At 72.0% G+C, this 24,698-nt stretch carries 23 protein-coding genes and 2 pseudogenes; 9 read left to right on the plus strand and 16 right to left on the minus strand.

All coding sequences use genetic code 11. The features are described from left to right. The first annotated feature begins 34 nt into the window (after positions 1-34). Complete coding sequence (locus OG226_RS10565; RefSeq protein ID WP_329348707.1) at positions 35-514, plus strand: hypothetical protein; 480 nt, start codon at positions 35-37, stop codon at positions 512-514. Continuing rightward, positions 511-978 carry a hypothetical protein gene (locus OG226_RS10570; protein ID WP_329348708.1) on the plus strand — a complete coding sequence of 156 codons (468 nt, stop codon included), beginning with the start codon at positions 511-513 and terminating at the stop codon, positions 976-978. Before OG226_RS10565 ends, OG226_RS10570 begins: the two co-directional genes overlap by 4 nt. Here OG226_RS10570 and OG226_RS10575 read toward each other — a convergent pair. From OG226_RS10575 to OG226_RS10585, 3 genes are all read right to left on the minus strand, one after another. After that, complete coding sequence (locus OG226_RS10575; protein WP_329348709.1) at positions 956-1,705, minus strand: class I SAM-dependent methyltransferase; 750 nt, start codon at positions 1,703-1,705, stop codon at positions 956-958. The two genes, OG226_RS10570 and OG226_RS10575, sit on opposite strands and share 23 nt — an antisense overlap. Before the next feature lie 46 nt (positions 1,706-1,751). Further along, positions 1,752-2,057 (minus strand): 4a-hydroxytetrahydrobiopterin dehydratase, encoded by a 306-nt coding sequence (locus OG226_RS10580; protein WP_329348710.1) that lies wholly within the window; start codon positions 2,055-2,057, stop codon positions 1,752-1,754. 137 nt (positions 2,058-2,194) lie between these two features. After that, complete coding sequence (locus tag OG226_RS10585) at positions 2,195-3,223, minus strand: ADP-ribosylglycohydrolase family protein (RefSeq protein WP_329353358.1); 1,029 nt, start codon at positions 3,221-3,223, stop codon at positions 2,195-2,197. A gap of 93 nt (positions 3,224-3,316) precedes the next feature. On the opposite strand from OG226_RS10585, the gene OG226_RS10590 reads away from it, so the two are divergent. The 4 genes from OG226_RS10590 to narJ all read left to right on the plus strand — a co-directional run bounded on the left by OG226_RS10590 (position 3,317) and on the right by narJ (position 6,599). Beyond that, a complete protein-coding gene (locus OG226_RS10590; RefSeq protein ID WP_329348711.1) occupies positions 3,317-4,150 on the plus strand; it encodes a helix-turn-helix domain-containing protein in 834 nt (277 codons plus the stop codon). An 86-nt stretch (positions 4,151-4,236) separates the two neighbouring features. Continuing rightward, positions 4,237-5,100 (plus strand): helix-turn-helix domain-containing protein, encoded by an 864-nt coding sequence (locus tag OG226_RS10595; RefSeq protein ID WP_329348712.1) that lies wholly within the window; start codon positions 4,237-4,239, stop codon positions 5,098-5,100. Between the two features lie 51 nt (positions 5,101-5,151). Then, positions 5,152-5,967, plus strand: a complete 816-nt coding sequence (locus tag OG226_RS10600; protein ID WP_329348713.1) for an SAM-dependent methyltransferase — start codon at positions 5,152-5,154, stop codon at positions 5,965-5,967. Positions 5,968-6,119: 152 nt separating this feature from the next. Continuing rightward, positions 6,120-6,599, plus strand: a complete 480-nt coding sequence (gene narJ / locus OG226_RS10605; RefSeq protein WP_329348714.1) for a nitrate reductase molybdenum cofactor assembly chaperone — start codon at positions 6,120-6,122, stop codon at positions 6,597-6,599. Here narJ and dnaK read toward each other — a convergent pair. From dnaK to OG226_RS10635, 6 genes are all read right to left on the minus strand, one after another. Then, complete coding sequence (gene dnaK, locus OG226_RS10610) at positions 6,596-8,479, minus strand: molecular chaperone DnaK (protein ID WP_328676657.1); 1,884 nt, start codon at positions 8,477-8,479, stop codon at positions 6,596-6,598. The two genes, narJ and dnaK, sit on opposite strands and share 4 nt — an antisense overlap. Positions 8,480-8,595: 116 nt before the next feature. Further along, the gene (locus OG226_RS10615; RefSeq protein ID WP_033279332.1) at positions 8,596-9,021 is read right to left on the minus strand and encodes an OsmC family peroxiredoxin; all 426 of its coding nucleotides are present in this window, start codon (positions 9,019-9,021) and stop codon (positions 8,596-8,598) included. A 53-nt stretch (positions 9,022-9,074) separates the two neighbouring features. Then, positions 9,075-10,892 carry a vWA domain-containing protein gene (locus tag OG226_RS10620; protein WP_329348715.1) on the minus strand — a complete coding sequence of 606 codons (1,818 nt, stop codon included), beginning with the start codon at positions 10,890-10,892 and terminating at the stop codon, positions 9,075-9,077. Further along, a complete protein-coding gene (locus OG226_RS10625) occupies positions 10,889-11,950 on the minus strand; it encodes an ATP-binding protein (protein WP_329348716.1) in 1,062 nt (353 codons plus the stop codon). Before OG226_RS10625 ends, OG226_RS10620 begins: the two co-directional genes overlap by 4 nt. Positions 11,951-12,029: 79 nt before the next feature. Next, entirely contained in the window at positions 12,030-14,105 is a 2,076-nt protein-coding gene (locus tag OG226_RS10630; protein ID WP_329348717.1) for a phage holin family protein, read from the minus strand. Positions 14,106-14,207: 102 nt separating this feature from the next. Then, positions 14,208-14,639, minus strand: a complete 432-nt coding sequence (locus OG226_RS10635) for a hypothetical protein (protein WP_328676670.1) — start codon at positions 14,637-14,639, stop codon at positions 14,208-14,210. A gap of 85 nt (positions 14,640-14,724) precedes the next feature. On the opposite strand from OG226_RS10635, the gene OG226_RS10640 reads away from it, so the two are divergent. Both OG226_RS10640 and OG226_RS10645 read left to right on the plus strand, forming a co-directional pair. Next, the gene (locus OG226_RS10640; protein WP_328676672.1) at positions 14,725-15,498 is read left to right on the plus strand and encodes an MBL fold metallo-hydrolase; all 774 of its coding nucleotides are present in this window, start codon (positions 14,725-14,727) and stop codon (positions 15,496-15,498) included. Beyond that, positions 15,495-16,115 carry a DedA family protein gene (locus OG226_RS10645; protein ID WP_329348718.1) on the plus strand — a complete coding sequence of 207 codons (621 nt, stop codon included), beginning with the start codon at positions 15,495-15,497 and terminating at the stop codon, positions 16,113-16,115. Before OG226_RS10640 ends, OG226_RS10645 begins: the two co-directional genes overlap by 4 nt. Positions 16,116-16,206: 91 nt before the next feature. Here OG226_RS10645 and OG226_RS10650 read toward each other — a convergent pair whose 3' ends face one another. From OG226_RS10650 to OG226_RS10680, 7 genes and pseudogenes are all read right to left on the minus strand, one after another. After that, positions 16,207-17,262 (minus strand): MBL fold metallo-hydrolase, encoded by a 1,056-nt coding sequence (locus OG226_RS10650; RefSeq protein WP_328676676.1) that lies wholly within the window; start codon positions 17,260-17,262, stop codon positions 16,207-16,209. Beyond that, complete coding sequence (locus tag OG226_RS10655; RefSeq protein WP_329348719.1) at positions 17,259-18,506, minus strand: aminotransferase class I/II-fold pyridoxal phosphate-dependent enzyme; 1,248 nt, start codon at positions 18,504-18,506, stop codon at positions 17,259-17,261. The genes OG226_RS10650 and OG226_RS10655 overlap by 4 nt, the downstream gene beginning before the upstream one ends. 53 nt (positions 18,507-18,559) lie before the next feature. Further along, complete coding sequence (locus OG226_RS10660) at positions 18,560-19,147, minus strand: hypothetical protein (protein WP_328676679.1); 588 nt, start codon at positions 19,145-19,147, stop codon at positions 18,560-18,562. Positions 19,148-19,343: 196 nt separating this feature from the next. Further along, positions 19,344-20,097: pseudogene (locus OG226_RS10665) on the minus strand (SigB/SigF/SigG family RNA polymerase sigma factor); the annotation flags it as partial. Positions 20,098-20,242: 145 nt separating this feature from the next. Next, the gene (locus OG226_RS10670) at positions 20,243-20,464 is read right to left on the minus strand and encodes a DUF6158 family protein (RefSeq protein WP_327400161.1); all 222 of its coding nucleotides are present in this window, start codon (positions 20,462-20,464) and stop codon (positions 20,243-20,245) included. A gap of 110 nt (positions 20,465-20,574) precedes the next feature. Beyond that, a complete protein-coding gene (locus tag OG226_RS10675; RefSeq protein WP_328676681.1) occupies positions 20,575-22,194 on the minus strand; it encodes an ABC-F family ATP-binding cassette domain-containing protein in 1,620 nt (539 codons plus the stop codon). 88 nt (positions 22,195-22,282) lie between these two features. Beyond that, positions 22,283-22,954, minus strand: a complete 672-nt coding sequence (locus OG226_RS10680) for a histidine phosphatase family protein (RefSeq protein ID WP_328676683.1) — start codon at positions 22,952-22,954, stop codon at positions 22,283-22,285. Between the two features lie 132 nt (positions 22,955-23,086). Between OG226_RS10680 and OG226_RS10685 the strand changes: the two are divergent. Further along, a pseudogene (locus OG226_RS10685) lies at positions 23,087-24,639 on the plus strand (bifunctional phosphatase PAP2/diacylglycerol kinase family protein). Positions 24,640-24,698: the final 59 nt, after the last annotated feature.

The raw sequence follows: 24,698 nt of genomic DNA on the forward strand, positions 1-24,698 counted from the left end.
CAGGATGTCAGTGAAGTCGTCCTAACGTCCTGCCATGCCCTTCACGGAGAAACTGCTGACCGTGCCACCGCCGATCGAGGTGGCCGGGCGGCACATCAAGCGCTACCACGTCACCGCCGACCCCGCGGGGATCGCACCCGAGGTGGAGAGGGCGGCGTACGCGATCCTGCCGGAGCTGCTGCCCGAGCCGGACGGTACTGCCCCTGCGACGTTCGTCGTGCTGCATCGAGGCGGTGACGACGGTGCCTATCTGAACGCGTACAGCTGGGTGTGGGACAACGTCCTGCACTTCCGGGGCGCGTCGGCCGGCCAGCCGGTGCTGGGCTGTCCGGACCTCGACCCGACCCACTTCGTCACTCCAGACCTGCCCTGGATCGGCTGCGTCTGGGAGCTGCCGCCGATCCTGCACGAACGGGACGCCTGGGTACGGCACCTGCTCGCGCCCGAAGTCCCGGACCTCGACGCCTACTTGGCCGACTCCCTGGCCGCCGGAACCACTGGAGACCGCGCATGAGCAGCCCGCACGACTTCGACTTCCTCCACGGCGAGTGGGAGGTCGCGAACCGTCGGCTCACCGACTTCCTCCAACCCGGCAGCGGCTGGGCGGAGTTCGCGGGCGTAAGCCACTGCCGGCCGCTCTTCGACGGTGCCGCGAACGTCGACGAGATCGACATGCCGTACCTCGGGTCGAAGGGGCTGACCCTGCGGCTCTTCGACCAGGACGCCCGACTGTGGTCCCTGAACTGGTCGTCGAGCGGCACCGGGAAGCTGTTCCCGCCGGTGACCGGGCGGTTCGAGGCCGGCCGGGGCGAGTTCTACGGGGACGACACGCACGACGGGAAGGAGGTGCGGGTGCGGTTCGTGTGGTCGGGGGTCTCCGCGAGCGGTGCCCGTTGGGAACAGGCGTTCTCGGTGGACGACGGGGCGAGTTGGGTGACCAACTGGACGATGGACTTCACCCGGCCGACGGTTTCCTGAAGGCCAGGATCGTGAACTCGGGGTCCGCGCGCGGTCGTTCCTGGTCAGGGAGCAACTCCAGCTCGGCGGCGAACCGTTCGGTGAGCGGTTCGCCGGGCGGCAGCATGGTGAACCAGCCCCGTCGCAGGTCGGCCGTGGTGCTGCGGGGGCTGCGGCCCTGGCCGTGGCCCCGGAAACGGGCGGTGCCGGCCGGACGGAGGCCGAACATGCCTGCGTACGCGCCGACTTGGTCGGGGCTGTCCTGGGCGGGGCGGCGTGGGCGCGGTGCGAGGACGGCGTCGATGTCGCTGCCGACGTCGTGGGCGGCGGCCTTGTCGACCGTGGTGATGTACACACCGCCGGGGCGGAGGACCCGCGCACACTCCGCGATGATCGCCCTGGCGTCCTCCGGGCCGTCCACCAGATGCAGCAGCCAAACGGTCGTCACCGCGTCGAACACCCCGTCGGGGAAGGGGAGTTGGCGGCTGTCCGCGAGGAGTACGGCGCCCGGTAGCCTCGCCGCCGCTCTGCGGGCCATGGCCGGCGCCGCGTCGAGGCCCGTCACTCCTAGGGCGGGGCGGGCCGCGGCCAGGCGGCGGGTGACGATGCCCGTGCCGCAGGCCACGTCCAGCAGGCCTCGGGCGTCCTGCGGGACGAAGCCGAGTACGGCTTCGGCAGCGGCGGCGGCCCGGGGCTCACCGCCGCGCGTCGCGTCGTACGCGTCGGCTTCCTTGTCGTAGTCGAGCACGCGCCTCTGCCCTCTCCCCTCCCTGCCCCTCCTCTTCGGTCTCCGCTCAGGTCGCGCCGTGTCCCGGGGCCAAGTCCTCGACCCTGTGGGCGAGTTGGAAGTCCAGCTCGGTGATCGCGCCGCCGACGCTGTGGGTGTTCACGGTGAGGGTGACGGTGTTGTAGCCGAGGGTCAGGTCGGAGTGGTGGTCGAGTTCCTCCTGGACCCGGGCGATGTGGACGACCATCGCGGTGGCCGCGAAGTGGGAGGCGAGGCGGTAGGCGCGGGTGAGGCGGTCGGCGTCGACCGACCAGCCGTGGAGTTCCGCGAGGCGGTCCTCGATCTCCTTCGGCGACAGCGGTACGACGGGCATCGCCTCGCTCCTTCCTCGGGTCGGGATTCAGATCGGGCTCGGGTCGGGATTCCGGTCGGGCGGCTTCTCTTCAGCGTGCCACAGGCCGCGTGCCCCCGGCAGGTGGTCGCGTCCCTGGTCGGACGGGTGCCCGGACGTCAGCCCGGTACGCATTCCGCCGCGAGGTCGTCGGCGAGGGCGGCGATCGTGGCGCGGCCCTCGACCCGCTGGACCCAGGTGTGCGGCAGGCCGTGGTCGCCGTACCGGGCGCCGAGGAGGTTGCCGCAGATGGAGCCGGTGGAGTCGCTGTCGCCGGAGTGGTTGACGGCGAGGAGCAGCGCGGCCTTCACGTCGCTCGCCACCAGCGCGCTGTAGACGCCGATCGCGAGGGCTTCCTCCGCGACCCAGCCCGCGCCGAGGGACTCGACCTTCTCGGCGGTGGGCGAGCCCTCGGCGGCCAGGTCGAGAGCCTCGCGGAGGGCGGCCGACGTCTCCTCGTGGGCGGGATGGCGCTCCAGGAGCCGTAGCGCGCGCAGGACCGAACCCTCCAGGGAGTCCCCCGCGACCAGGTGCGCGACGATCGCGGCGAGGGCGCCCGCCGCGTAGTAGCCGGTGGGGTGGCCGTGGGTGATCTGGGCGCCGCGGGCCGCCATGGCGAAGGCCCCGTCGGCGGTGTCGACCAGGCCGAAGGGGGCCGAGCGCATCACCGTGCCGCAGCCCTTGGAGTCGGGGTTGACGCGGCCGGGCGTGCCGTCGAGCGGGAGCCACGGGTCGGGCGCGTACATCTGGGCGACCCCGGACAGGCAGGCGTTTCCGGGGGCACGGCGGGCGTATAGCCAGGGCTCGGAGAGGAGACCGGACGTGACGCTGTCGCCCGGTGCGGGCTGGGACTGGGTCTCCAGCCAGCGCTCGTAGGCCTCGCGCAGCAGCATGGACCAGGCGCCGCCGATCCCCTTCTCCCGCTCCCGCGCGTGGGCCGTGGTGAGCGCCTCTACGGTGAACAGGGTCATCTGGGTGTCGTCGCTGATCAGGCCCAGCGCGCCGTGCGCACCGGGCACGTACCCGGTCGCGCCGCGTGGTCCGTGGCTCGCGCGGATGCGGTCGAGGGAGGTGAACTCGATCGGGTAGCCGAGGGCGTCGCCGACCGCGCCGCCGAGGAGGCAGCCGCGGACTCTGGCCCGGTACATCGCCGTGGCCTCCCCCAGGGAGTTCCCGGCGGCCTGCCCGGACGGGATCCTCGACTCGTTCACGTGCGCGCTCCTTCGACTACGGTCGTGTGTATGACCATTGTCCCGACCGGCACCGACATCGCTGCCGCCGCCCCGGCCGGCAAGGGCGTCGGCCCGTTGCTGCGTGCCTGGCGGGAGCGGCGGCGGGTCAGTCAGCTGGAGCTGGCGTTGCGGGCCGACTCCTCGGCCCGGCACATCAGCTTCGTCGAGACGGGACGGTCCCGGCCGAGCGAGGAGATGGTCCTACGGCTCGCCGAGCACCTGGATGTTCCCGTGCGCGAGCGCAACTCCCTTCTCCTGGCGGCCGGTTACGCCCCGCGCTATCCGGAGACCCCGCTGGACGACCCGGCGTTGGAGGCGTTGCGCGAGGGTCTGGAGCGGCTGATTCAGGGCTATGAGCCGTATCCCGCGCTGGTGGTCGACGCCGTCTACGACGTGGTCGCGGCGAACCGGGGCATCACCATGCTGCTGGACGGCGTACCGGAGTCCCTCCTCCAACCCCCGCTCAACGCCATGCGGTTGACGCTCCACCCGCGGGGGATGGCACCGCGCATCCGCAATCTGGGTGAATGGCGCGGGCATCTCCTCGCGCAGATGGAACGGCAGATCGCCCTGCACCGCTCCGAGCCGCTGCGGGCGCTGTACGAGGAGGTCACGGCGTACCCGGCGCCGGAGGCGGCCGAAAGGGAAGACGAACAACTCACGCCCGTCCCGCACTTCGCGCTGCCGATGCGGATCGAGCACGACGGCCGGGTGCTGTCCTTCGTCTCCTCGATCGCCACGTTCAACACACCCATGGACGTGACGGTCTCGGAGCTGGCGATCGAGACGTTCCTCCCGGCCGACCCGGCGACCGCCAAGTACCTGCACGCGCTGGGAGACTGACGAATGATCACCTCCGAACCGCTGAGAGAGTGGCCGGAACATGGCACACTGCCCCCAGACTTCGGCGCGTATGGGGAGGCGTGGCTGTGAGTGAACGACGGCCCGCGCCCACGGTGGGTCAAGTGGTGCTGGGCAGAAGGCTGCAGGAGCTGCGTGAGGCGGCCGGCATCAAGCGCGAGGAGGCCGCGCAGGTCCTGCGGGTGGCCCCGGCGACCGTACGGCGGATGGAGATGGCCGAGGTCGCGCTGAAAGTGCCGTACGTCCAGGTGCTGTTGACGACGTACGGGGTAGCCGAGGAGGAGGCGGACGCGTTCGTCGCGCTCACCGAGGAGGCGAACCAGCCGGGTTGGTGGCAGCGGTTCCACGACGTGCTGCCGGAGTGGTTCAGCCTGTACGTGAGCCTGGAGGGCGCCGCCGGGCTGATCCGTTCGTACGAACCGCACTTCGTGCCGGGCCTGTTGCAGACCGAGGACTACGCGCGCGCCGTCCTGGAGGCCGGGACGATCGGGCAGACCGGGCCGGAGACCATCGAGCGGCACGTGTCGCTGCGGATGGCCCGGCAGGGGCTGTTGGAACGGGACAATCCGCCGCACCTGTGGGTCGTCATGGACGAGACCGTGCTGCGCCGGCCGGTGAGCATGCGCGGCGAGGTGATGCGCGAACAGCTCGACAGACTCCTGAAGTTCGGCGAGCGCGACCGGGTCACGCTCCAGGTCGCCGAGTTCGACAACGGCCCGCATCCGGGGACGTACGCCCCCTTCTCGCTGTTCCGTTTCACCGAACCGGAGCTGCCCGACATGGTGTTCACCGAGTACCTGACCGGCGCCCTGTACCTGGACTCCCGTACGGAGGTCTCCGCGCATCTGGAGGTCCTCGACCACATGACGGCGCACGCCGCGTCCGCACAGCGCACCAAGAAGATCCTGCGGGACTACCGCGAGACCTTCTGAGCAAGCACGGCCCGGGCACCACCACGCGAACTCCCGAGGAGACGACACCGCATGACCGGATCCGACGCCGCGCCCACCCGTATCGACACCAGCCGGCCGCATCCGGCGCGGGTGTACGACTGGTGGCTCGGCGGCAAGGACAACTACCCGGTGGACGAGGAGCTGGCGCGCAGGATCCTCGCCACGGACAGCTCCGCGGTGCGCGGGGCGCGGGCCAACCGCCGGTTCATGCACCGGGTGACCCGGACCGCCGCCGAGGCCGGGATCCGCCAGTTCCTGGACATCGGCACCGGCATCCCCACCGAGCCGAACCTCCACCAGGTGGCACAGAGCGTCGCCCCGGACGCCAAGGTCGTGTACGCGGACAACGACCCGATCGTGCTGCGGCACGCGGAGGCCCTGCTGCACGGTGAGGCCGAGGGCAGCACCGAGTACGTGCACGCCGACGTCCGCGACCCGGACAGGATCCTGCGGCTGGCCGCCGAGACCCTGGACTTCACCCAACCGGTCGCGCTGTCGCTGGTCGCACTCACCCACTACCTGAGCGCGGAGCCCGACGGCGACGACGTGTACGGCCTGATCAGGCGCTACGTCGACGTGCTCGCCCCGGGCAGCTACCTGGTGATGTCGCAGGTCACCCCCGACCTCAGCCCCGCCGCCATCGCGAAGGCCGCCGAACACTTCCAGCGCAGCGGCACCCCCTTCTTCCCCCGCACCCTGGCCGAGTTCTCCCGCTTCTTCGACGGCCTCGACCTGCTCGGCCCGGGCGTCATCCCGGTCTACGGCTGGCGTCCGGCCCCGGAGGACGTGACCGCCCAGGCGGAGGGCATCGTCCCGGTCTACGGCGGTGTCGCCCGCAAGCCCTGACCCGTACGGCTGCGGTGAACGGGTGCGCTCCCCTGCCCCGCCCTAGGTTCGACACCACGGGCGAGCGAGGGAGCGCAGGTGACGGAGACGAGAACGCCGGCAGAGGTACCGAGCCGGGGTGTTCCGGTGCCCTCCGACGCGAGGGACGTCTGATGCCCTCCGACACCGTGCTGTACCAGGCGGCCGCGCTCTGTCTGACCTACCCCGACGACGACTTCCGCGCCCGGCTCCCCCTGCTGCGCGAAGCCGCCCCGCAGCTACGGGAGTTCGTCGACCACGCGGCCCTCACCCCGGCGGGGGACCTGGCCGCGCACTATGTCGAGGTCTTCGACTCCGGGAACCGGCACAGCCTGTACCTGAGCCGGTGGCGCGACGACGACACCCGGCGACGCGGTATGTCCCTGGTCCACTTCAAGGACCTCTACCGCGCCCACGGCCTGGAGTTCACCGACGAGGAGCTGCCCGACTTCCTCCCCGCGGTCCTGGAGTTCACGTCCCGTACCGGCAACCTCGACCTCCTCGCCGAGCACCGCACAGCCCTGGCCCGACTCCGCTCCCGGCTGGCCGACTTCGGGACGCCCTACGCCTCCGTCCTGGACGCGGTCCGCGCCACCCTGCCGACCGGGAGTTAGGCGGCGCCGCCCTTCGCGTCCCGTTCGTCGTCGACGATCTCCGCGTCGACGACACCTTCCTCCTCCTCGTGCTGCCGCGCGGAGTCGGGCTCCTCGGTGTGCTCCGCCTGTTCCGTGGGTGCCTGCTGGGCGGCCTGCGCGTACATCGCCTGCCCCATCCGCTGGCTGACGGTGGCGAGTTTCTCCACACCGGTACGCAACTCGGCCGTATCGGCGTTGTGTTCCAGCAGCGACTTCACCTCCGCGACGGCCGCCTCGACCTCGACCCTGATGTCCCCCGGAACGCGCTCCTCGTTCTCGTGGATGAACTTCTCGGTCTGGTAGGCGAGTTGCTCGGCCTGGTTGCGGGTCTCGGCCGCCTCGCGACGCTTACGGTCCTCGTCCGCGTACTGTTCGGCCTCCCGCATCATCCGGTCGATGTCGTCCTTGCCGAGGGCGGAGCCGCCGGTGACGGTCATCTTCTGTTCGCGGCCGGTCGCCAGGTCCTTCGCCGAGACATGCATGATGCCGTTCGCGTCGATGTCGAAGGCGACCTCGATCTGCGGCACCCCGCGCGGGGACGGCGGCAGCCCGGTGAGGTCGAAGACGCCCAACTTCTTGTTGTACGCGGCGATCTCACGCTCACCTTGGTAGACCTGGATACCGACCGAGGGCTGGTTGTCGGTGGCGGTGGTGAAGATCTCCGAACGCCGGGTCGGGATGGTCGTGTTGCGTTCGATGAGCGTCGTCATGATGCCGCCCTTGGTCTCGATGCCCAGGGACAGCGGGGTGACATCGAGGAGGAGGACGTCCTTCACGTCGCCGCGGATGACGCCGGCCTGGAGGGCTGCGCCGAGCGCCACGACCTCGTCGGGGTTGACGCCCTTGTGCGGGTCCTTGCCGGTGAGTTCCTTGACGAGGTCGGTGACGGCGGGCATCCGCGTCGAGCCGCCGACGAGGATGACGTGGTCGACCGCGGAGAGCTTGATGCCCGCGTCCTTGACCGCCTGGTGGAAGGGGTTCTTGCACCGGTCCAAGAGGTCGGCGGTGAGTTCCTGGAACCCGGCGCGGGTCAGCTTCTCGTCGAGGTGCAGCGGGCCTTCGGCGGAGGCGGTGATGTAGGGCAGGTTGATCGTCGTCTCGGAGGACGAGGACAGCTCGATCTTCGCCTTCTCCGCGCCCTCGCGCAGGCGCTGGAGCGCCATCTTGTCCTTGCCGAGGTCGATGCCGTACTGCCCCTGGAACTTCTTGACGAGATGGTCGACGACCCGCTGGTCCCAGTCGTCGCCGCCGAGATGGGTGTCGCCGTTGGTCGCCTTGACCTCGATGACACCGTCGCCGATCTCCAGCAGCGACACGTCGAAAGTGCCGCCGCCGAGGTCGAAGACCAGCACGGTCTGCTCCTCGCCCCGGTCCAGGCCGTAGGCGAGCGCGGCGGCGGTCGGTTCGTTGATGATCCGCAGCACCTTGAGGCCCGCGATCTCGCCGGCCTCCTTGGTGGCCTGGCGCTGGGAGTCGTCGAAGTAGGCGGGGACCGTGATCACGGCGTCGGTGACGTCCTCGCCGAGATAGGCCTCCGCGTCCCGTTTCAGTTTCTGCAGCACGCGCGCGGACAACTCCTGGGCGCGGTACCGCGTTCCGTCGATGGCGCCCGTGTCCGGGAAGCGCCAACTCGTGTCCCCCATATGCCGTTTGACCGAGCGCGCGGTGCGCTCGATGTTCGTCACGGCCTGCCGTTTGGCGACCTCGCCGACGAGCACCTCACCGTTCTTGGCGAAGGCCACGACCGAGGGTGTGGTCCTCGCCCCCTCGGCGTTGGCCACCACCGTGGCCTCGCCGCCCTCCAGCACCGCGACCACCGAGTTCGTGGTCCCCAGATCGATCCCGACCGCACGTCCCATCGCCGTCCCCTTCCGCCAGGCGCTGCCCGATCTCCAGCTGAGAACTTGAGTGCGGGAATGTCAATGCCGCACCCGTTTGTCCGGGCGCGGCATCGAGACGGGAGGGGAAGCGGGGGTCAGGCGGATTCCACCGTCAGCGTGATCGTCGTACCCGCGAGGGCCTGACTGACCGGGCAGTTCTTCTTGGCGTCCTCGGCGGCGGCGGCGAAGCCGGCCTCGTCCAGGCCGGGGACCTCGCCGCGGACGGTGAGGTGGATGCCGGTGATGCCCTCGCCGGGCTGGAAGGTGACGTCGGCCTTGGTCTCCAGGCGGGTGGGCGGGGTGCCCGCGCCGGTGAGGCCGTGGGAGAGCGCCATGGAGAAGCAGCTGGAGTGGGCGGCGGCGATCAGCTCTTCGGGGCTGGTCCTGCCGTTGGCCTGCTCGGCGCGCGACGCCCACGTCACCGGCTGCACACCGATGCCTGACGAGTCGAAGGTGACCTCGCCGCTGCCCTTGATGAGTTCGCCTTCCCAGACGGTGTGTGCGGTGCGCGTGGTTGCCACGGTGTTTCCTTTCGACGCGGATGTCTTTCGAACCCATCCGATCACATTCCGCTTCAGCTCACCCGGAAGACCGGCCCACGGGCGGTGAACGGCAGGCGAGCGTTCTGCGGTATCAGATAGGCGTGTTCGCGCCGCACGCGCAGGGTGTCGCACCAGCCGTCCGTGATGACGAGGATCGGCGCGCCCGGCGGGAAGTCGTCCGCGCGGTGCAGCAGATCGATCCCGGGCTGCAGGACCGTACCGCCGCGCCCGTGCACCCGGACCCGGCCCGCGATGTCGGTGACCGACACATAGCCCGCGTCGTGCGGGGCCGCGTCGCAGAACACGACCCGGGCGGCCGGTACGTCACGGGCCTCGGCGTACGACGCGATCGCGCCCAGCGCCTTGCCGAGGAGGGCGCGGTCCATGGAGCCGGAGGTGTCGAGGACGACGCCGAAGGTGCAGCGGGCGATCTCCTCGGGCGGGAACCAGCGGCCCGCGCGCGGGATGTCGGGCGTGGAGGACTGGCGGCGCGAGGGGCGGGCGTACGACCGTACGGGCTCGGGGCGTGGCACGAACTCGTCGAACCAGCGGGCGAGTCGGGCGTCCCACGGCAGCGGCGGATGGCTCAGGGCGCGGATCTCCTCGACCAACCCGCCGGGCAGGAAGCCGCGTTCGTACTGCTGGTGCAGGTCGAGGCCGTGGGCGAGGCCGCGCCGGTAGAACTCGTCGAGGTCGACGTAGTCGCGAGGGCTGCCGAGCGGGCCGCCGAGGATGTCGCCGACGCCCTTGCCGCGCAGGGTGGCCAGGCGGCGCATCCGGCGCAGGTCGCCGGCGATCCGGTCGTAGACCTCCTCGGCGGAGAGGTCCTTCAACTCCGGGTCGTACAGGAGGCCTTCGGGCATCCGGCCGACGTCCATCTCGCACAGCCAGCCGTTGATGACGTAGTCGGCGGCGATGTTGAAGAGGTAGGGGTCGCGGACGCCGCAGCGGTCGCTGTGGCGCAGGGCGGCGTGCAGCATCTCGTGGGCGAGGACGAACCGCCATTCCTCGTCGTCGAGTCGGCGCAGCGGGTTGACGTAGATCTCGGCCGCGCCGGTGTCGACGGCGGCGACGGAGATGCCGTGCGCGCGGGCGAGTTCGGCGTCGGCGACGAGGGTGATGCCGGCCGCGATGCCGCCGAGGAGCGGGTAGGAGGAGACGAACCAGTTCAACGCCCGTTCCCAGGGCTGGAGTCGGGTGGGTCCGCCGCGCATCGAGGCACGCCGGCCGCCCGCCACGTCCATCGCCATGGCCACCGTGCGGGTGAGGGCGTTCGCGAAGTTGAGCTGCCAGTCGGGGGCCTTGCCGCCCTGCCAGGTGTCCCACGGTACGAGCAGCTGGTCCGGCTCGCCGCCCGCCGTACCGCAGCGCTCGTAGAGGGGCGGGACGCCGTCGCGGCGCCAGCGGGCGGCGAGTTGCTCCTCGTCGCCGCCCGGGTAGGACGCGGGCAGGTCCTCGGGGGTGACGCCGATGGGGAAGCCGAGCAGGAAGCGGTTGACGACGGCGCAGTCGGCCGCGAGGGCAGGGCCGTCGGGCTGGTCGCGGAGCTTCGGCGCGGCCGGGACATGGCCGAAGCCCAGGTGGATGATGCAGTGCGCGATCGCCCAGGCCCACTCGGCGGGTTCGGCCCGGCGGGTGGGGTGGACGTGCAGCACGCCGTTGGAATCGACGCGTACCAGGCCGGAGTCGGGCGTGTGGGGACAGTCGTCCCGGCGGCAGGTGCTGAAGCCGATGGCGGCGAGCGCGCGGTTGGCCCGCACCAGCCGCAGCCCCTCCTCGAAGGCCTCGGCGGCGAGGTCCTTCTTCTTCGGCTTCCCCTTCCCCTTCCCCTTGCCCTGGGGGCGGCTCACTGTCGGGCCTCGACCAGCCGGGGCATGTCACGGGCCGCCTCGACCAGGAACCAGGCGGGCAGCAGCGGATTGCCGTCGGTGTCGGGGGCGATGACGCTCTGCGCGACCTCGACGGAGATCTCGGCGAGCTGCACGAGCAACGACTTGGCGCGGTACGCGGTCTGCAGTCCGTTCGCCGACAAGTGCTCCTTGCTGACCGGGAGTTCCTTGACGAGCCGGCCCCGGAAGGACTCGGCGAGGTAGTACAGCAGGTCGCGGTCCTCGGGGCGGTGCGGCCAGCGGGCGTCGCCCTTGATGATCGCCTCGATGCCGAACCGGCTGCGCACGATCTTGACGTACCCGCAGAACGCGACCGCGTGGGCCGGGGTCAGCGTGCCGTGCGCGATGACCTTCAGGGTGTCCTCGTCGAGGTCGGGCCCGAAGGAGCCCAGCGCGTCGGAGAGCATGTGCCAGGACCGGGGCGTGGAGAAGGCCTCTTCGGTCTTCGGCGGCTTGGACCACAGGTGGTCGGGCCGGTCGGTGAGGTGGTCCAGGATCCACGGGTGGATCCCGTTGGCGGCGGCCCAGTTGAGCCAGTCCTTCGGGGACGCCTCCAGGTGGACGTGGGTGAGCCGGTTGATCAGCGCGGACGCGATCGGCCGGGCCAGCGCGTTGTCGGTCGCCCGGTTCCCGGCGCCGATCACGATGGAACCCTTGGGGAGTTCGTAGGTGCCGATCCGGCGGTCGAGGATCAGCGAGTAGAACGCCTTCTGCACATCCGGTGTGGCCGCGTTGAGTTCGTCGAGGAACAGGCAGTACGGCTCGTCCCGCGCGATCGCCTCCGGCGGACAGAACACCGACCGCCCGTCCCGGATCTGCGGCACCCCGATCAGGTCCTCGGGCGCCAGCTGCGTACCGAGCAGACTCACGCACTCAAGCCCCAGCGACTCGGCGAACTCCCTTACCAGGGACGACTTTCCGATGCCGGGCGCACCCCAGATGAAGACGGGCCGGACGGTCGCGAGGCCGAGCAGCAGCTCGGGGATACGGGCGGGCGTGACAGTGACGGCAGCCTGCAAAGCAGCGGCTCCTGAAGGAGGTTCGAGGCGGGGAGACTCCAACAGTGTGTGCTCGCGGCCGGTCCACCGCAGCTCATTTTCAGGCGGCGCGTTCCGACTGCTCGTCCGTCAGCGGCACCTGAGGTCCGCTGCACTCGCGCAGCCAGCGCCGCAGAACCTGGTGCACATGCTCCGCGCCGACCAGGTCCTCGCCGTCGTCGACCGGTGCGGAGAAGGTGTGCGGGGAGAGCAGGAACGGCTTGGCCTGGGCGCCGCCGAGGCCGCCGTGCGAGCCGATCTGCTCCTCGAAGGCGAGGACTTCGCCCTCGGCGGGGTCGTACCAGGAGTTGACCATGATGTCGGCGGTGTGCGGGAAGGAGTGGGTGCGCCGGACGGCGTCCGCGACGCCGGGGCCGAAGTCCGCCAACGGGCCCTGTTTGTCGTCGAGTTCGGCCACCGGGAGTTCGGCACCGTGTGCCCCCAGCACAACCCCTCCGTGCTCCTCGCTGCGGACGAGGACGAAGCCGACGCCGGGGTGGTTGGCGAGGGTCGTCAGCAGCGCCGGATGCCGGGCGTCGATCTCCTCCTTGGTCATGCGGTGCGGCACGTCCGGGAAGGAGACCAGGCCGAGGTTGCCGGAGGCCAGCACGACCGGTTCCGAGTGGCGGCCCGGGTGGCGGTGCTGCCCGTCCTTCTCCTCGACCGGCCGGCGCAGCGCGGCGCGGACGGCGGCGCGGGCCTCGGCGCCGCTGTGGGTGCGGCGGGCCCGGCGCGGCACGGGCAGCCCGCAGCCCGCGCGCACCAGGTCGCCGAGGGTGAGGCCGTAGCGGCCCTGGAAGGTCTCGCCGGGGCTCTGGCCGTGGTCGGAGAGGACGACGATGCGGTACGGGCGCGGGGCGTGCTCGGCGACGTTCTCGATCAACGCGATGGAGCGGTCCAAGCGTTGGAGCACCTTGGCGGCGTCGCGGCTGCGCGGTCCGGAGTGGTGGGCGACCTCGTCGTAGGCCACGAGGTCGGCGTAGACGGCGGTGCGGCCGGCGAGCATGTCGCCCATGACGGCGGCGACGACGACGTCCCGTTCGATGACCGTCGCGAAGGCGCGGACGAGAGGGTAGAGGCCGCCGCGCTTGATCCGGGGGCGCTGCTTGGTGAGGCGGGAGCGGGTCGACTGGCCGATCTCGCGGCCGACCTCGGCGACGAAGGACATCGCGGTGCGGACGGCGTTGGCCGGGTCGGAGAAGTAGGCGAAGTAGCCCGCGCGGGAACGGTTCTCGCGGCCCCGGCGGCGGATGGCGATGGACAGGACGAGGGCCTGCTCGTCGGCGCCGCCGCTGAACAGGTTGCCGCGGCTGGCGCCGTCGAGCGTGAGGAGGCCGCCGTCGCCGGTGAACTCGACGGCGCGGCGCTGGAGTTCGGCGGCGCTGGTCGGGCGGTTGCAGACCATCACCTCGCCGGTGTCCTTCTCGTACCAGCGGAACGCGGGGATGTCGTGGTTGGAGCCGTGCAGGATGCCGAGCTGGCTGGCGCCGGTCTGGCTGGACCAGTCGGTGCGCCAGGGGGTGAGGCGGTGGGTGGGGCGGTCGCCGCCGAGGAGCTTCGCGACGGTCGGCATCAGGCCCCTGGCCACCGCGCCGAGCAGGACGTCGTGGCCGACGCCGTCGAGCTGGAGGAAGACGGTGCCGGGCGAGGACGGGCCGGGCGGCATGGCTCTTCGGCGGCGGTCCGCGAGGCGGTAGAGGCGGCGGCGGTAGGCGTCGTCGTCGCGCACGGCCAGGGCACCGCCGGTGGCGGAGGCGACGGCGGACATCACGGCGGCCACGACGACGGCGGTCTCGGGGGCTACCTGGCCGCGCAGCCCGCCGTCCGGATTGATCCGCAGGGCGATCAGCAGCAGCGACCCGTTGAGCACGAAGACGAGGAGGCCGAGGACGAGCGCGGGCACCAGCAGCAACAGCCGTACCAGCAGCGGCCAGACGAGCGCCGACAGCAGACCGAAGGCTCCGGCGCCGAACGCGGCCGTGACGCCGATCCGGGTGGCGCTGTCGCCGTCCGCCGACTGGAGCTTGAAGTCCGGCAGGATCCCGGCGAGCACCAGCATGGTGACCGTGGAGACCGCCCACACCGCGATGCTCCGCCCGACCTGACTGGCGAGCCGCCGCCAACGCGCTCCACCCACGCCCCGTACACCTCACGTCCCTGGCCCGACGACCTGGCGGGCCTGTCCCCAGCCTGTCATACGGGACGCGGGGACCCCGGAGCGAGAAGCGGGGCGCCGGACCTAGCGGCCGTCGTAGCCGGCCGTCGGCATGGAGAGCCGTCGGTGCACGCTGGCCTTCATCTGGGCGTCGTAGCAGGGTTCCGCGCGGCCGACGGTCTCGATGCGCACCCCGCGTCGCGCGCACTCGTCGGTGAACTCGTCGACGGAGGACAGCGCGCTCTCCAGGACCCGGCGGCTGGGGGCGACGAACAGGTCGAGGCCGGGGCGGACGCCGTCCCACAGGGCGCAGTGGTCGGGGCGCAGCCCGCGGACCAGAAGCTCGCGGGCGATCACGTAGCCGTGGTCGGCGGCCCAGCGGGCGCACATCGCGTGCTGGCTGCGGGAGTCGACCAGGAAGGGGTCGTCGTCCAGCTCCTCCAGCGGCGTCAGGCTGGCGATCGCCGTGACCCGCAGCCGCGAGCGCATACCCGAGGCACCGCGTACCTGTCCCATGGCGTCCCCCTCACCTCCGGGTTTCGCCGCCGACCCTACTCCTGCCCGTAGGCTTCGGGGGAGTCGCGCGAAGGAGGCAAAGAAGGTGCCGGTGGAGATCACCTGGTGGGGTCACGCCACCTGCACGATCGAGGACTCGGACACGCGCGTCCTCACCGACCCCCTGTTCGCGCGCCGCCTCGCACATCTACGACGCCGTCGGGGCGCGGTGCCGCCGCCCGAGGCCCGGCGCGCGGACCTGGCGCTCGTCTCCCACCTCCACGCCGACCACCTGCACCTTCCCTCGCTCGCCTCCCTCGCCCCGGGCACGCGCCTGCTCGTGCCCCGGGGCGCACTCCGCGCGGTGCCCGGACTGCGCCGGCTCCGCCGGCTGCGTATCGACGAGGTGGCCCCCGGCGACCGGACGAGGGTCGGTGACCTGGTCGTACGGGCCGTTCCCGCACGGCACGACGGCCGCCGGCTGCCGGTCGGACCGCACCGCTCCCCCGCGCTGGGCTACGTCGTCGAGGGCGAGGCGCGGACCTACTTCGCCGGGGACACCGGGCTGTTCGACGACATGGCCAAGGAGGTCGGGCCGGTCGACGTGGCGCTGCTGCCGGTGGGCGGCTGGGGCCCGTATCTCGGCGAGGGGCACCTCGACGCGGGCCGCGCGGCCCAGGCCCTCGCCCGGCTCGCGCCGCGCAGCGCGGTGCCGGTGCACTACGGCACGTACTGGCCGATCGGGATGGACGCGGTGCGCCCGCACGAATTCCACACGCCGGGCGACGAGTTCGTGCGGATCGCCGCCCAACTCGCGCCCTCGGTCGCGGTGCACCGGCTCGGGCACGGGGAGAGCGTGCGCCCGGAGGTCGCCCGGTGAGCTGGATCGCGGCCGCTACGGCCACGACATCGCCCGAGTCCGCCCAACAGGCCATCGGTTACCCGACGTTGTTCCTGCTGGTGCTGTTCGGGGCGTTGGTGCCGGTGATTCCGACGGGGGCGCTGGTGAGTTCGGCGGCCGTGGTCGCCTTTCACCAGACGGCACCCTTCGCGTTGGCGCTGGTGTTCGTCACGGCTTCGCTGGCCGCGTTCCTCGGGGACGTCGCGCTGTACTGGCTGGGGCGGCGGGGGATGGGGTCGAAGAACGGGTCGCGGTGGCTGGAGGCGATTCGGGCGCGGGCGCCGGAGGAGCGGCTTGCGCAGGCGCAGGCGAAGCTGGCCGACCATGGGGTGGCCGTGCTGGTGTTGTCCCGGCTGGTGCCGGCCGGCCGGATTCCGGTGATGTTGGCCTGCCTCATGGCGGAGTGGCCGATCCGCCGGTTCGCCCGGGGGAACGCGCCCGCGTGTCTGGCGTGGGCGGTGACGTACCAGCTGATCGGCATCCTTGGTGGCTCGCTGTTCCCCGAGCCGTGGGAGGGGGTTGTGGCGGCGGTTGTGCTGACCGTGGTGATCAGTGTGGCGCCCAGTCTGTGGAGGCGGGTTCGGGCTGCCGGTTGAGGGCTCGTTGCGGGGTGCGGGTCCGTTGTGGCTGGTCGCGCCCCGCGGCGGAGTCGCGAATCGACCCAGCCCCGCGCCCCTGAGAGGGCGTCTACTCCAGCACTCTTGAAGCTCCCACCGGCAGGTCCCACAGGTTCTCGCGCGCCAGCTCGGCCTTCTCCCAGGCCGCCCGCACTCGCGTCAGGGGTTCCAGCACCGGTTCCGCCGAGAGGACGAAGGTGCCCCAGTGCATGGGGGCCATCCGTCTCGCGCCCAGGTCTTGTGCGGCCTGGACCGCCTCCTCCGGGTCGCAGTGGACGTCACTGAGCCACCAGCGGGGGTCGTAGGCGCCGATGGGGAGGAGGGCGAGGTCAATTCCCGGGTAGCGATGGCCGATTCGGGCGAACCAGTGGCCGTAGCCCGTGTCGCCGGCGAAGTAGACGCGCCGGCCGTCCGGTGCTGTCATCACCCAACCTCCCCACAGGGAGTGGCAGGTGTCGGTGAGGGTGCGCTTGGACCAGTGGTGGGAGGGGACGAAGTCGAGGCGGACGCCGTCGAGTTGGGCCGCTTCCCACCAGTCGAGCTCGGTGACATGGGTGAATCTGCGGCGCCGGAACCAGCTGCCGAGGCCGGCGGGGGCGAACACCGGTGTGTGGCGCGGGAGTCGGCGCAGGGTGGGGGCGTCGAGGTGGTCGTAGTGGTTGTGGCTGATGACGACGGCGTCGATGGGCGGGAGTGTTTCCCAGGCCACGCCCACGGGGGTGATCCGGGCCGGGGTGCCGAGGATGCGGCGGGACCAGACCGGGTCGGTGAGGATGGTCAGCCCGCCGATCTGTACCACCCAACTGGCGTGCCCCGCCCAGGTGACGGCGACGGTCAGGGCGTCCACCTGGGGCAACGGCTCGGGGGCGAACGGGAGTTGGGGGATGTCGGCCAGGCCCTCCGGGCGGGGGCGTACCGAACCCTCGCGGGCGAAGCGGGCGAACGCCTTGAGGCCGGGGAGCGGGGCGGTGAGCCGGTCGTGGAAGGCGCGGGGCCACACGCGCCGCTCGCCGAGCGGGCGGGGCTCGGCGAGCGGTGGGGACGAGGGGGTGAACGGGGACGTCGGAGCGGCCGCTTCGCGCATGGCCGTACTGCTGTCGGTGGTCGACTCGGACTGCTGCGTCATCGAGGAGGCTCCCATCGCTGAGCGTCGTCGCGGAGATCGTCGAAGATCGACCTCAAGGACATCAACGCGCGTTGCACGTGTGGCAGTTCCAACGGCAAGGGTGACGTGAGACATTCCGCGCGTTCCGCGTCGGTTCGGCCCAGCAGTGGCCCGGTGGACAGCCGGACCCGTAGCGCGCCCAGGTCGTCGCCGAACCGGTGACCGCCCGGCGCGGGCATGCCGAGCCGGGCGGTGAGGAACTCCTCCAGGTCCTGCGCGTCGCCCACTCCCTGCGGGGTGAGTGCGTGGCGCAGCGGCCCGAGGTCGACGTACAGATGGCGTCCCGCCTGCGGCGGCCGGGAGAACGCGCCCGCCCCGGTGACGGCGGCGTGCGCGGCGGCGGCCACGCGCGCGTGCAGGCGTACGGCGGTGTCGCGGCGGGCGAGGACGGGCGGGGGTTCGCCGAGGGCGTGCGCCGCCGCGGCGGCGACCGGTGCGGCGACGCGGGCGCCGAGTGCGGTGAGGACGTCGAGCACGCGCGCGCGTAGCGCCTGCCCGGCACGGCCTTCGGGGAAGCGGGCGACAGCGGCTGGCCAGCCGGACGGGAGGAGCGCGCCGGCCAGGTCGGTGACGACGGTGACCTTGTCGGGCAGCATCTCGGCGGGGCTGAGCAGCATGGTGCCCCGGGGCGCGTGCAGGGTGTCGCGCCAGGTCTCGTCGCTGACCAGGTGCAGCCCCTCGGCCGCGGCGGCCTCGACGGTCTCGTGCATGACCTCGGGCGGTGCGACGGTCGCGGTCGGGTCGTCGGCCACCGAGAGGACGAGCAGCCGCGGGTCCCCGCCCTCGTCCCGGACCCTGCGCACGGTCTCCAGCAGGGCGTACGGATCGGGCACCCCGCCGCACTCGGCCGGGGTGCCCACATGGAACACGGGTCGGCCCAACAGGCGCGCGTACGGCGCCCACCAGGCGGCGCAGGGCCTGGGGATGAGTACGTCACCGCCGAGCGCCGCGGTCAGGGCGACCAGCAGCGCGGGGGCACCCGGGGCGGCGGCCACGCGGGCGGGGTCGGCGGGCAGGCCCCGGCGTTCGAAGTACCCGCTCGCGGCGTCGAGCAGTACGGGGGCGCCGCCGACGGGCTGTTCCTCGGTCCGGGACGCGGCGGCGGCGAGGACGGCGGCCAGTTCCGGCAGCACGGGCAGGCCGTCATCAGGAAACACCGGGCCGTAGCGCACGGGCCCCTGCCCTACCGCGTCCGCCTGCCGCATGGTGCCTCCGCGCAGTCCCTCGTGCAGTGCCGTGCCGTGTCCCGCTCGCGCGCTCAGTGCCCCGGCGTCCGCCGGCGCAGCCGGTACACGGCCCCACCCAGGGCGCCCGCGATCAGTACACCACCGGCGACCAGAGCCGGGACGGAGTCGGTGAAGGTACCGCCCTCCCCCGCCCGCACCCCGCGCTGGATCGCGGCGGGCACACCACCACAGGCGTCCCCGCGAGGCTCCTGACACGGCGGCTGCCCGCCACCGCGCTCGATGCTGAAGGTCGCGCTCCAGGGCCTGCCCTGTCCGCCGGGCGGCGCGGGACAGGTCCCGTCGACGGTCCACGCGGAGTCCCGCCCGCCCCCTTCGCCGTCGGAGATCCGCGCGGTCCCCCGATAGGCGGCTCCGGCGGCCCGGTCGTCGTTGCCGGGCACCCGTTGCAGCTGGACGGTCCCGTCGTCGAACCCCTGGGACGTGGCGTCGATGGTCTCGGCCACGGTCCCTCCGATCGCCTCGCAGGTGACGGAAACGGTGACGTTCCCACCCGCCCGCACGGTGCTCGGACTGACCTCGGCACCCGGATCAGCGGCCAGAGCGGGCCCGGCGGCGCCGACGAGGGCGACGACGGACAGAGCAAGGGCGGTGCGACGCATGAGCGGGTCTCCTTAGACCGAGGACGACGGCAACACCATCGAAGCCCGGTCCGTTCGGAGACGCGCGCGGCCGGACCCCATTGGGGTTAAGGAGAGAGCCCGAGCGAGTGAACACAGCCCAGCCGGAGCTTCCAGGGGCGCGGGGAACTGCGCGACCGGCCCCCACGGACCCGCACCCGGAACACGACCTCCAAGCGGCCGCATCCTCCAGAACCTGCTGCCGGATCCGAAGACAACACCGCCTGATCAACCGAGACACATGCATCTGCGACATCCCGAACCGCTCGGCTATCCGACTCTGCGTCATGTCCCCGAAGAACCGCAGGTACAAGATCTCCCGATCCCGCTGGGGCAACGCGGCGAGCCGAGGCTTCACGGCCTCCCGGTCGACGACGACGTCCAACGCCGGATCAGCGGCCCCGAGAACATCGCTCAGCGAGTACCCGTCCGAACCGCCGGGGCTACCGCGTCGAGGGACAACGCGCTGAAACTCTCCAGCGCCTCAAGCCCCACCCGCACCTCCTCCTCGGAGAGACACGCGTGCGCGGCGGTCTCCGCCACGGTGGGCCGCCGCCCCGGCACGGTCTGGGCGAGCTCCTGCCCGGCGACCCGCACCCGGTTCCGCAGGTCCTGCACCCGCCGTGGCACATGCACGGTCCACGTGTGATCCCGGAAGTGCCGTTTGATCTCCCCGGTGATCGTCGGCACGGCGTAGCTCTCGAACGCGTTCCCGCGCTCGGGGTCGTACCGGTCGACGGCCTTCACCAGCCCGAGGGCAGCGACCTGGCGTAGATCCTCCGCTCTCTCACCCCGGTTGCGGAACCGCCCCGCGGGCCGGGAGGCAGCGCGGCCGGCGTGCGGAACGCCTCGGCGGTGTCGGGGGCGTCATGGTGGGAATGGCGTTTCGTGCGCGTGCTCGTGCGAGCGGGCCGATGGGTCCGAGTGGGCATGGTGCGTCACAACTCCCTTGAGCCTGCTCCGGGTTGGACGGTCACCGTCGGTGGGAACGCGTTCGCGATCCAGCGCTGAAAGCTCGCCCGCCCCGGGCCTCAAGGCACAGACACACACCACTCTCAAGGCACAGACACATCCCGCTCACTCCCGCTCGCGTGCCCCCTGCCGGGTACGGCCGGGGGCCACGAGGCGACGCGGGTGGCGGCGCAGATACTCGCCCTCCAGTCCGGCCATACGGTCGTTGTGGGCGCGCAGCGCGTCGTTCGAGCCGTACAGCAGGGTGTCGTGGCGCGTGCGGTGGATGGTCTCCAGCTCCTTCATGAGCTGAGCATCGTCCAGGCGCGCAGGGTCGACTCCGGTCATGGTGTGCCCCGCTCGTCGAGTCTCACGGTCCTTGAGCCCACTCTACGAACATTCCGGCATTCCGGCCCCGCAACCTCCGCACCAAAGCAAGCCGTCACACCCCGCACGACCTACCGCGCGCGCTCCACCCGCCGCTCGTCCCACACCGGCTCGGTCGTCTCCCGGACCCTGCCGTCGCTGCCGAAGACCAGATACCGGTCGAAGGACCGGGCGAACCACCGGTCGTGCGTGACGGACAGCACCGTCCCGTCGAACGCCTCAAGCCCCTCCTGAAGGGCTTCCGCGGACTCCAGGTCGAGGTTGTCGGTCGGCTCGTCGAGGAGAAGAGCGGTCACACCCTGAAGTTCCAGCAGCAGGATCTGGAACCGCGCCTGCTGCCCCCCGGAGAGCCGGTCGAAGCTCTGCTCGGCCTGGCCGGTCAGCTCGTAGCGGCGCAGTCGGGACATCGCGGGGCCCTGGGCCTGCGCGTGCTCCTTCCACAGGATGTCGAGGAGGGTACGGCCCTGGAGTTCGGGGTGGGCGTGGGTCTGGGCGAAGTGCCCGGGCACGACACGTGCCCCGAGCTTCCACTCCCCCGTGTGCTTCACCTCCTCGCCGGCGAGGAGCCGCAGGAAGTGTGACTTGCCCGAGCCGTTCGAGCCGAGGACGGCGACGCGTTCGCCGTAGAAGACCTCAAGGTCGAAGGGCTTCATCAGCCCTGTCAGTTCAAGTCCCTTGCAGGTGACGGCCCTTACGCCCGTACGGCCGCCCTTGATGCGCATGCTGATGTCCTGCTCGCGCGGCGGCTCGGGGGGCGGGCCCGCCTCCTCGAACTTGCGCAGGCGGGTCTGGGCGGCGGCGTAGCGGGACGCCAACTCGTGGCTGATGGAGGCCGCCTGACGGAGGTTCAGGACGAGCTTCTTCAGCTGGGCGTGCTTCTCGTCCCAGCGGCGGCGCAACTCCTCGAAGCGGGCGAAGCGTTCGCGGCGGGCCTCGTGGTAGGTGGCGAAGCCGGCGCCGTGCACCCAGGCGTCGGCGCCGGTCGGCGAGGGCTCCACGGAGACGATCTTCTCGGCGGCGCGGGCGAGGAGTTCACGGTCGTGGGAGACGAACAGGACCGTCTTGCGGGTCTCCTTGAGCCGCTCCTCAAGCCACCGCTTTCCGGGCACGTCGAGGTAGTTGTCCGGCTCGTCGAGCAGCAGCACCTCTTCGCTGCCGCGCAGCAGCGCCTCCAGCACGAGCCGCTTCTGCTCACCCCCGGAGAGCGTGCCGACCTGCCGGAACTGCGCCTTGTCGTACGGCACTCCGAGCGCGGCCATGGTGCACATGTCCCACAGGGTCTCGAACTCGTAGCCGTGCACCTCGGCCCAGTCCGACAGGGCCTGCGCGTAGGCGAGTTGGGCCGCCTCGTCGTCGACGGTCATGATGCCGTGCTCGGCCCTGTCGACCTCGGCGGCGACCTCGCGGATGCGCGGCGGGGCGACCGACACGAGCAGGTCCCGTACGGTCGTCTCGTCGCGTACGGAGCCCACGAACTGGCGCATCACGCCCAGGCCGCCGCTCACGGTGACGGTCCCGCCGTGCGGTTTCAGCTCGCCGGAGATCAGCCGCAGCAGGGTCGTCTTGCCGGCGCCGTTGGGCCCGACCAGGGCGACCACGGCGCCTTCGCCGACCCGGAAGGACACATCGCCGAGCAGCGGCCTCCCGTCGGGGAGGTAGTACTCAAGGTGTGCGGCTTCCAGATGTCCCATGACCAAGCATTCTGTGGGGCGGCCTCACGGCCGGGCAAACTCTTATTGTGCCCGTCAGGGCCTCGTCATGACCTGGCCCGAAGCCTCGCTACGGCTTCTGGTCCTCGTCGAGCGGCTGTCCGGCCGGGCCGCCGTCCGTGTCCGGTGCGGCCGTCTCGACCAGGGCGCCTTCCCAGGACAGGGCCTTCCAGCCGTCGGCCGGGGAGCCGTCCAGGACGACGATGCCGGTGTTGTCGAGGGGGCGGGCGGCGGCGAAGTCCACGTCGATGTTGTCGGCGCGGGCGGACGTCCACATCCGGATCGCGGCGCCGTGGCTGATCATGGCGACGGTGCGGGCGCCGCTGTCGGCGGCCTCCGCGATCACGCCGTCGTAGCGGGCGAGGGCCTCGGTGCCGCTCTCGCCGCCCGGCATCCGCAGCTCCGTGTCACCGGCGGCCCACGCGAACACGATCCGCATGTACTCGTGACCGGGCTCGGTGTCGCCGGGCAGCATCTCCAGGTCACCGGCGGTCAGCTCCCGGATGCCGTCCCGGACGCGTACGTCGAGGCCGCGGGCGGCGGCCAGCGGGGCCGCGGTGTGCTGGGTGCGGATCAGGGTGGAGGCGTAGAGGGCCTCGATGTCCTCGTCGGCGAGGGCCTCGGGGAGGGCGGCGGCCTGGCGGCGGCCCAGGTCGGTCAGGTCCGCGCCGGGTATGGCCGTGTCGAGGCGGAAGTCCACGTTGGCCGTGGTCTGGCCGTGGCGGATGAGGATCAGGCGCATGCGGGGGTCCTCCGATGGAACGGTCCGCCGACGGTCGGAACGAAGCGGTCCGCCGACGGCGGAGGGCGGTGGAAACGGTCCTCCGCCGGTCCGCCGGGCGGCAAACGGCCATTTCAGGGTACCCGGCACCGCATGAGCCCCGGCGTCGACCTCACGGTCCCCTCCCCGGCCGCCACGCCCTGCGCGCATGGCTGCTCTCGCTCGACTCGCGCCTCTTCGAGGTGGCCGCCGAACGGAACTGGCCCGCCGGCGAGCCCGTGCTGCCGCGGCTCAGCCGGAGCGCCAATCACGGCGTGCTGTGGTTCGCCACGGCCGCCGCGGTGGCCGCCAGCCGCACTCCGCGCGCCCGCCGGGCCGCCGCCCGGGGCATCGCCTCGCTGTCCCTGGCCTCCCTCGCGATCAACACGATCGGGAAGCGGAGCGTGCGCCGCCCCCGGCCCGTCCTGGACCCGGTCCCGCTGGGCCGACAGCTGAAGCGGCAGCCGATCACCACCTCGTTCCCGTCCGGTCACGCCGCGTCGGCGGCGGCCTTCGCGACCGGCGTGGCCCTGGAGTCCCCGGCCTGGGGGGCGGTCGTGGCGCCGATCGCGTTCTCGGTCGCCATGTCCCGCGTGTACACCGGCGTCCACTTCCCGAGCGATGTCGTGGCGGGCGCCGCCCTGGGCGCGTGCGCGGCGTTCGCGGTGCGTGGCATGGTGCCGACCCGCGGGCGGATCGTGCCGCCGGCCCGCGTCCGTGCCGAGGTGCCGGTGCTGCCGGACGGCGAGGGCCTGGTCATGGTGGTCAACTCGGCCTCGGGCAGCGCGGACCGGGCGGACGCGCTGACGGACTTCCTGCCCGGCGCGGAGGTCGTCGCCTGCCAACCGGCGGACATTGACGCCGAGTTGGAGAAGGCGGCGACCCGCGCCCGGGTCCTCGGGGTGTGCGGCGGCGACGGCACGGTCAACGCGGCGGCCCGGGTCGCCCTGCGCCACGACCTGCCCCTCGCGGTGCTCCCGGGCGGCACCCTCAACCACTTCGCCCACGACCTCGGCGTGGAGGGTCCGCGCGATCTGGGCAAGGCGATCAGGCAGGGCGACGCCGTCCGCGTGGACGTGGGCCGGTTCACGTCCGGCGCCACCCGGGGCATCTTCCTCAACACCCTGAGCCTGGGCGTCTATCCGGAGCTGGTGCGGGAGCGGGAGCGCTGGGCGCCCCGGATCGGCGGCCGGCCCGCGGGTGTGCTCGCGGCGCTGTGGGTGCTGCGCGCGGACCGGCATCCGCTGGAGGCCGAAGTCGGCGGCCGTACCCGCCCGTTGTGGATGCTGTTCGCCGGCAACGGCACCTATCACCGTAAGGGGCTCGCGTCCGGCCGCCGCGTCGACCTGGCGGACGGGCGTCTCGACATCCGGATCGTGCACGGCGGCCGAAGGCCCGCCCTGCGCCTGCTCGCGGCGGCGCTCGCGGGCCCGTTCGCCCTCCCCCACTCTCGGCTTCGCTCACGCGGGAGGTACCCCCACCCCGCCCACGCGGCGTCCCAAGTGCACCGCCTGCGCCTGAGCGGCCTGGCCTCCGGCACGCTGCTCGCGTACGACGGTGAAGTCACGGACATCAAGGGCGAGTTGACGCTGGAGGAGCAGCCCGAGGCACTGACGGTGTACCGCCCGCCGGCGGAGTACCTGATTACCCGTCAGTCCACATCGTAAAACGCAGGTCTCATCATCCGACATGCGCGCGTACCGTTCCTCCTACGCCGAAGAAGACG

The organism is Streptomyces sp. NBC_01261 (genome assembly GCF_036226385.1).
Taxonomy (GTDB): domain Bacteria; phylum Actinomycetota; class Actinomycetes; order Streptomycetales; family Streptomycetaceae; genus Streptomyces.

Bases quoted from the DNA above. Each gene is read 5' to 3' on its own strand.
- OG226_RS10675 (WP_328676681.1), bottom strand. From the start codon at position 22,194: ATGGGACATCTGGAAGCCGCACACCTTGAGTACTACCTCCCCGACGGG.
- OG226_RS10655 (WP_329348719.1), bottom strand. From the start codon at position 18,506: ATGCGGCAGGCGGACGCGGTAGGGCAGGGGCCCGTGCGCTACGGCCCG.
- OG226_RS10600 (WP_329348713.1), top strand. From the start codon at position 5,152: ATGACCGGATCCGACGCCGCGCCCACCCGTATCGACACCAGCCGGCCG.
- OG226_RS10635 (WP_328676670.1), bottom strand. From the start codon at position 14,639: ATGGGACAGGTACGCGGTGCCTCGGGTATGCGCTCGCGGCTGCGGGTC.
- dnaK (WP_328676657.1), bottom strand. From the start codon at position 8,479: ATGGGACGTGCGGTCGGGATCGATCTGGGGACCACGAACTCGGTGGTC.
- OG226_RS10570 (WP_329348708.1), top strand. From the start codon at position 511: ATGAGCAGCCCGCACGACTTCGACTTCCTCCACGGCGAGTGGGAGGTC.
- OG226_RS10650 (WP_328676676.1), bottom strand. From the start codon at position 17,262: ATGACGCAGCAGTCCGAGTCGACCACCGACAGCAGTACGGCCATGCGC.
- OG226_RS10680 (WP_328676683.1), bottom strand. From the start codon at position 22,954: ATGCGCCTGATCCTCATCCGCCACGGCCAGACCACGGCCAACGTGGAC.
- OG226_RS10585 (WP_329353358.1), bottom strand. From the start codon at position 3,223: ATGTACCGGGCCAGAGTCCGCGGCTGCCTCCTCGGCGGCGCGGTCGGC.
- OG226_RS10660 (WP_328676679.1), bottom strand. From the start codon at position 19,147: ATGCGTCGCACCGCCCTTGCTCTGTCCGTCGTCGCCCTCGTCGGCGCC.
- OG226_RS10670 (WP_327400161.1), bottom strand. From the start codon at position 20,464: ATGACCGGAGTCGACCCTGCGCGCCTGGACGATGCTCAGCTCATGAAG.
- OG226_RS10565 (WP_329348707.1), top strand. From the start codon at position 35: ATGCCCTTCACGGAGAAACTGCTGACCGTGCCACCGCCGATCGAGGTG.
- OG226_RS10580 (WP_329348710.1), bottom strand. From the start codon at position 2,057: ATGCCCGTCGTACCGCTGTCGCCGAAGGAGATCGAGGACCGCCTCGCG.
- narJ (WP_329348714.1), top strand. From the start codon at position 6,120: ATGCCCTCCGACACCGTGCTGTACCAGGCGGCCGCGCTCTGTCTGACC.
- OG226_RS10590 (WP_329348711.1), top strand. From the start codon at position 3,317: ATGACCATTGTCCCGACCGGCACCGACATCGCTGCCGCCGCCCCGGCC.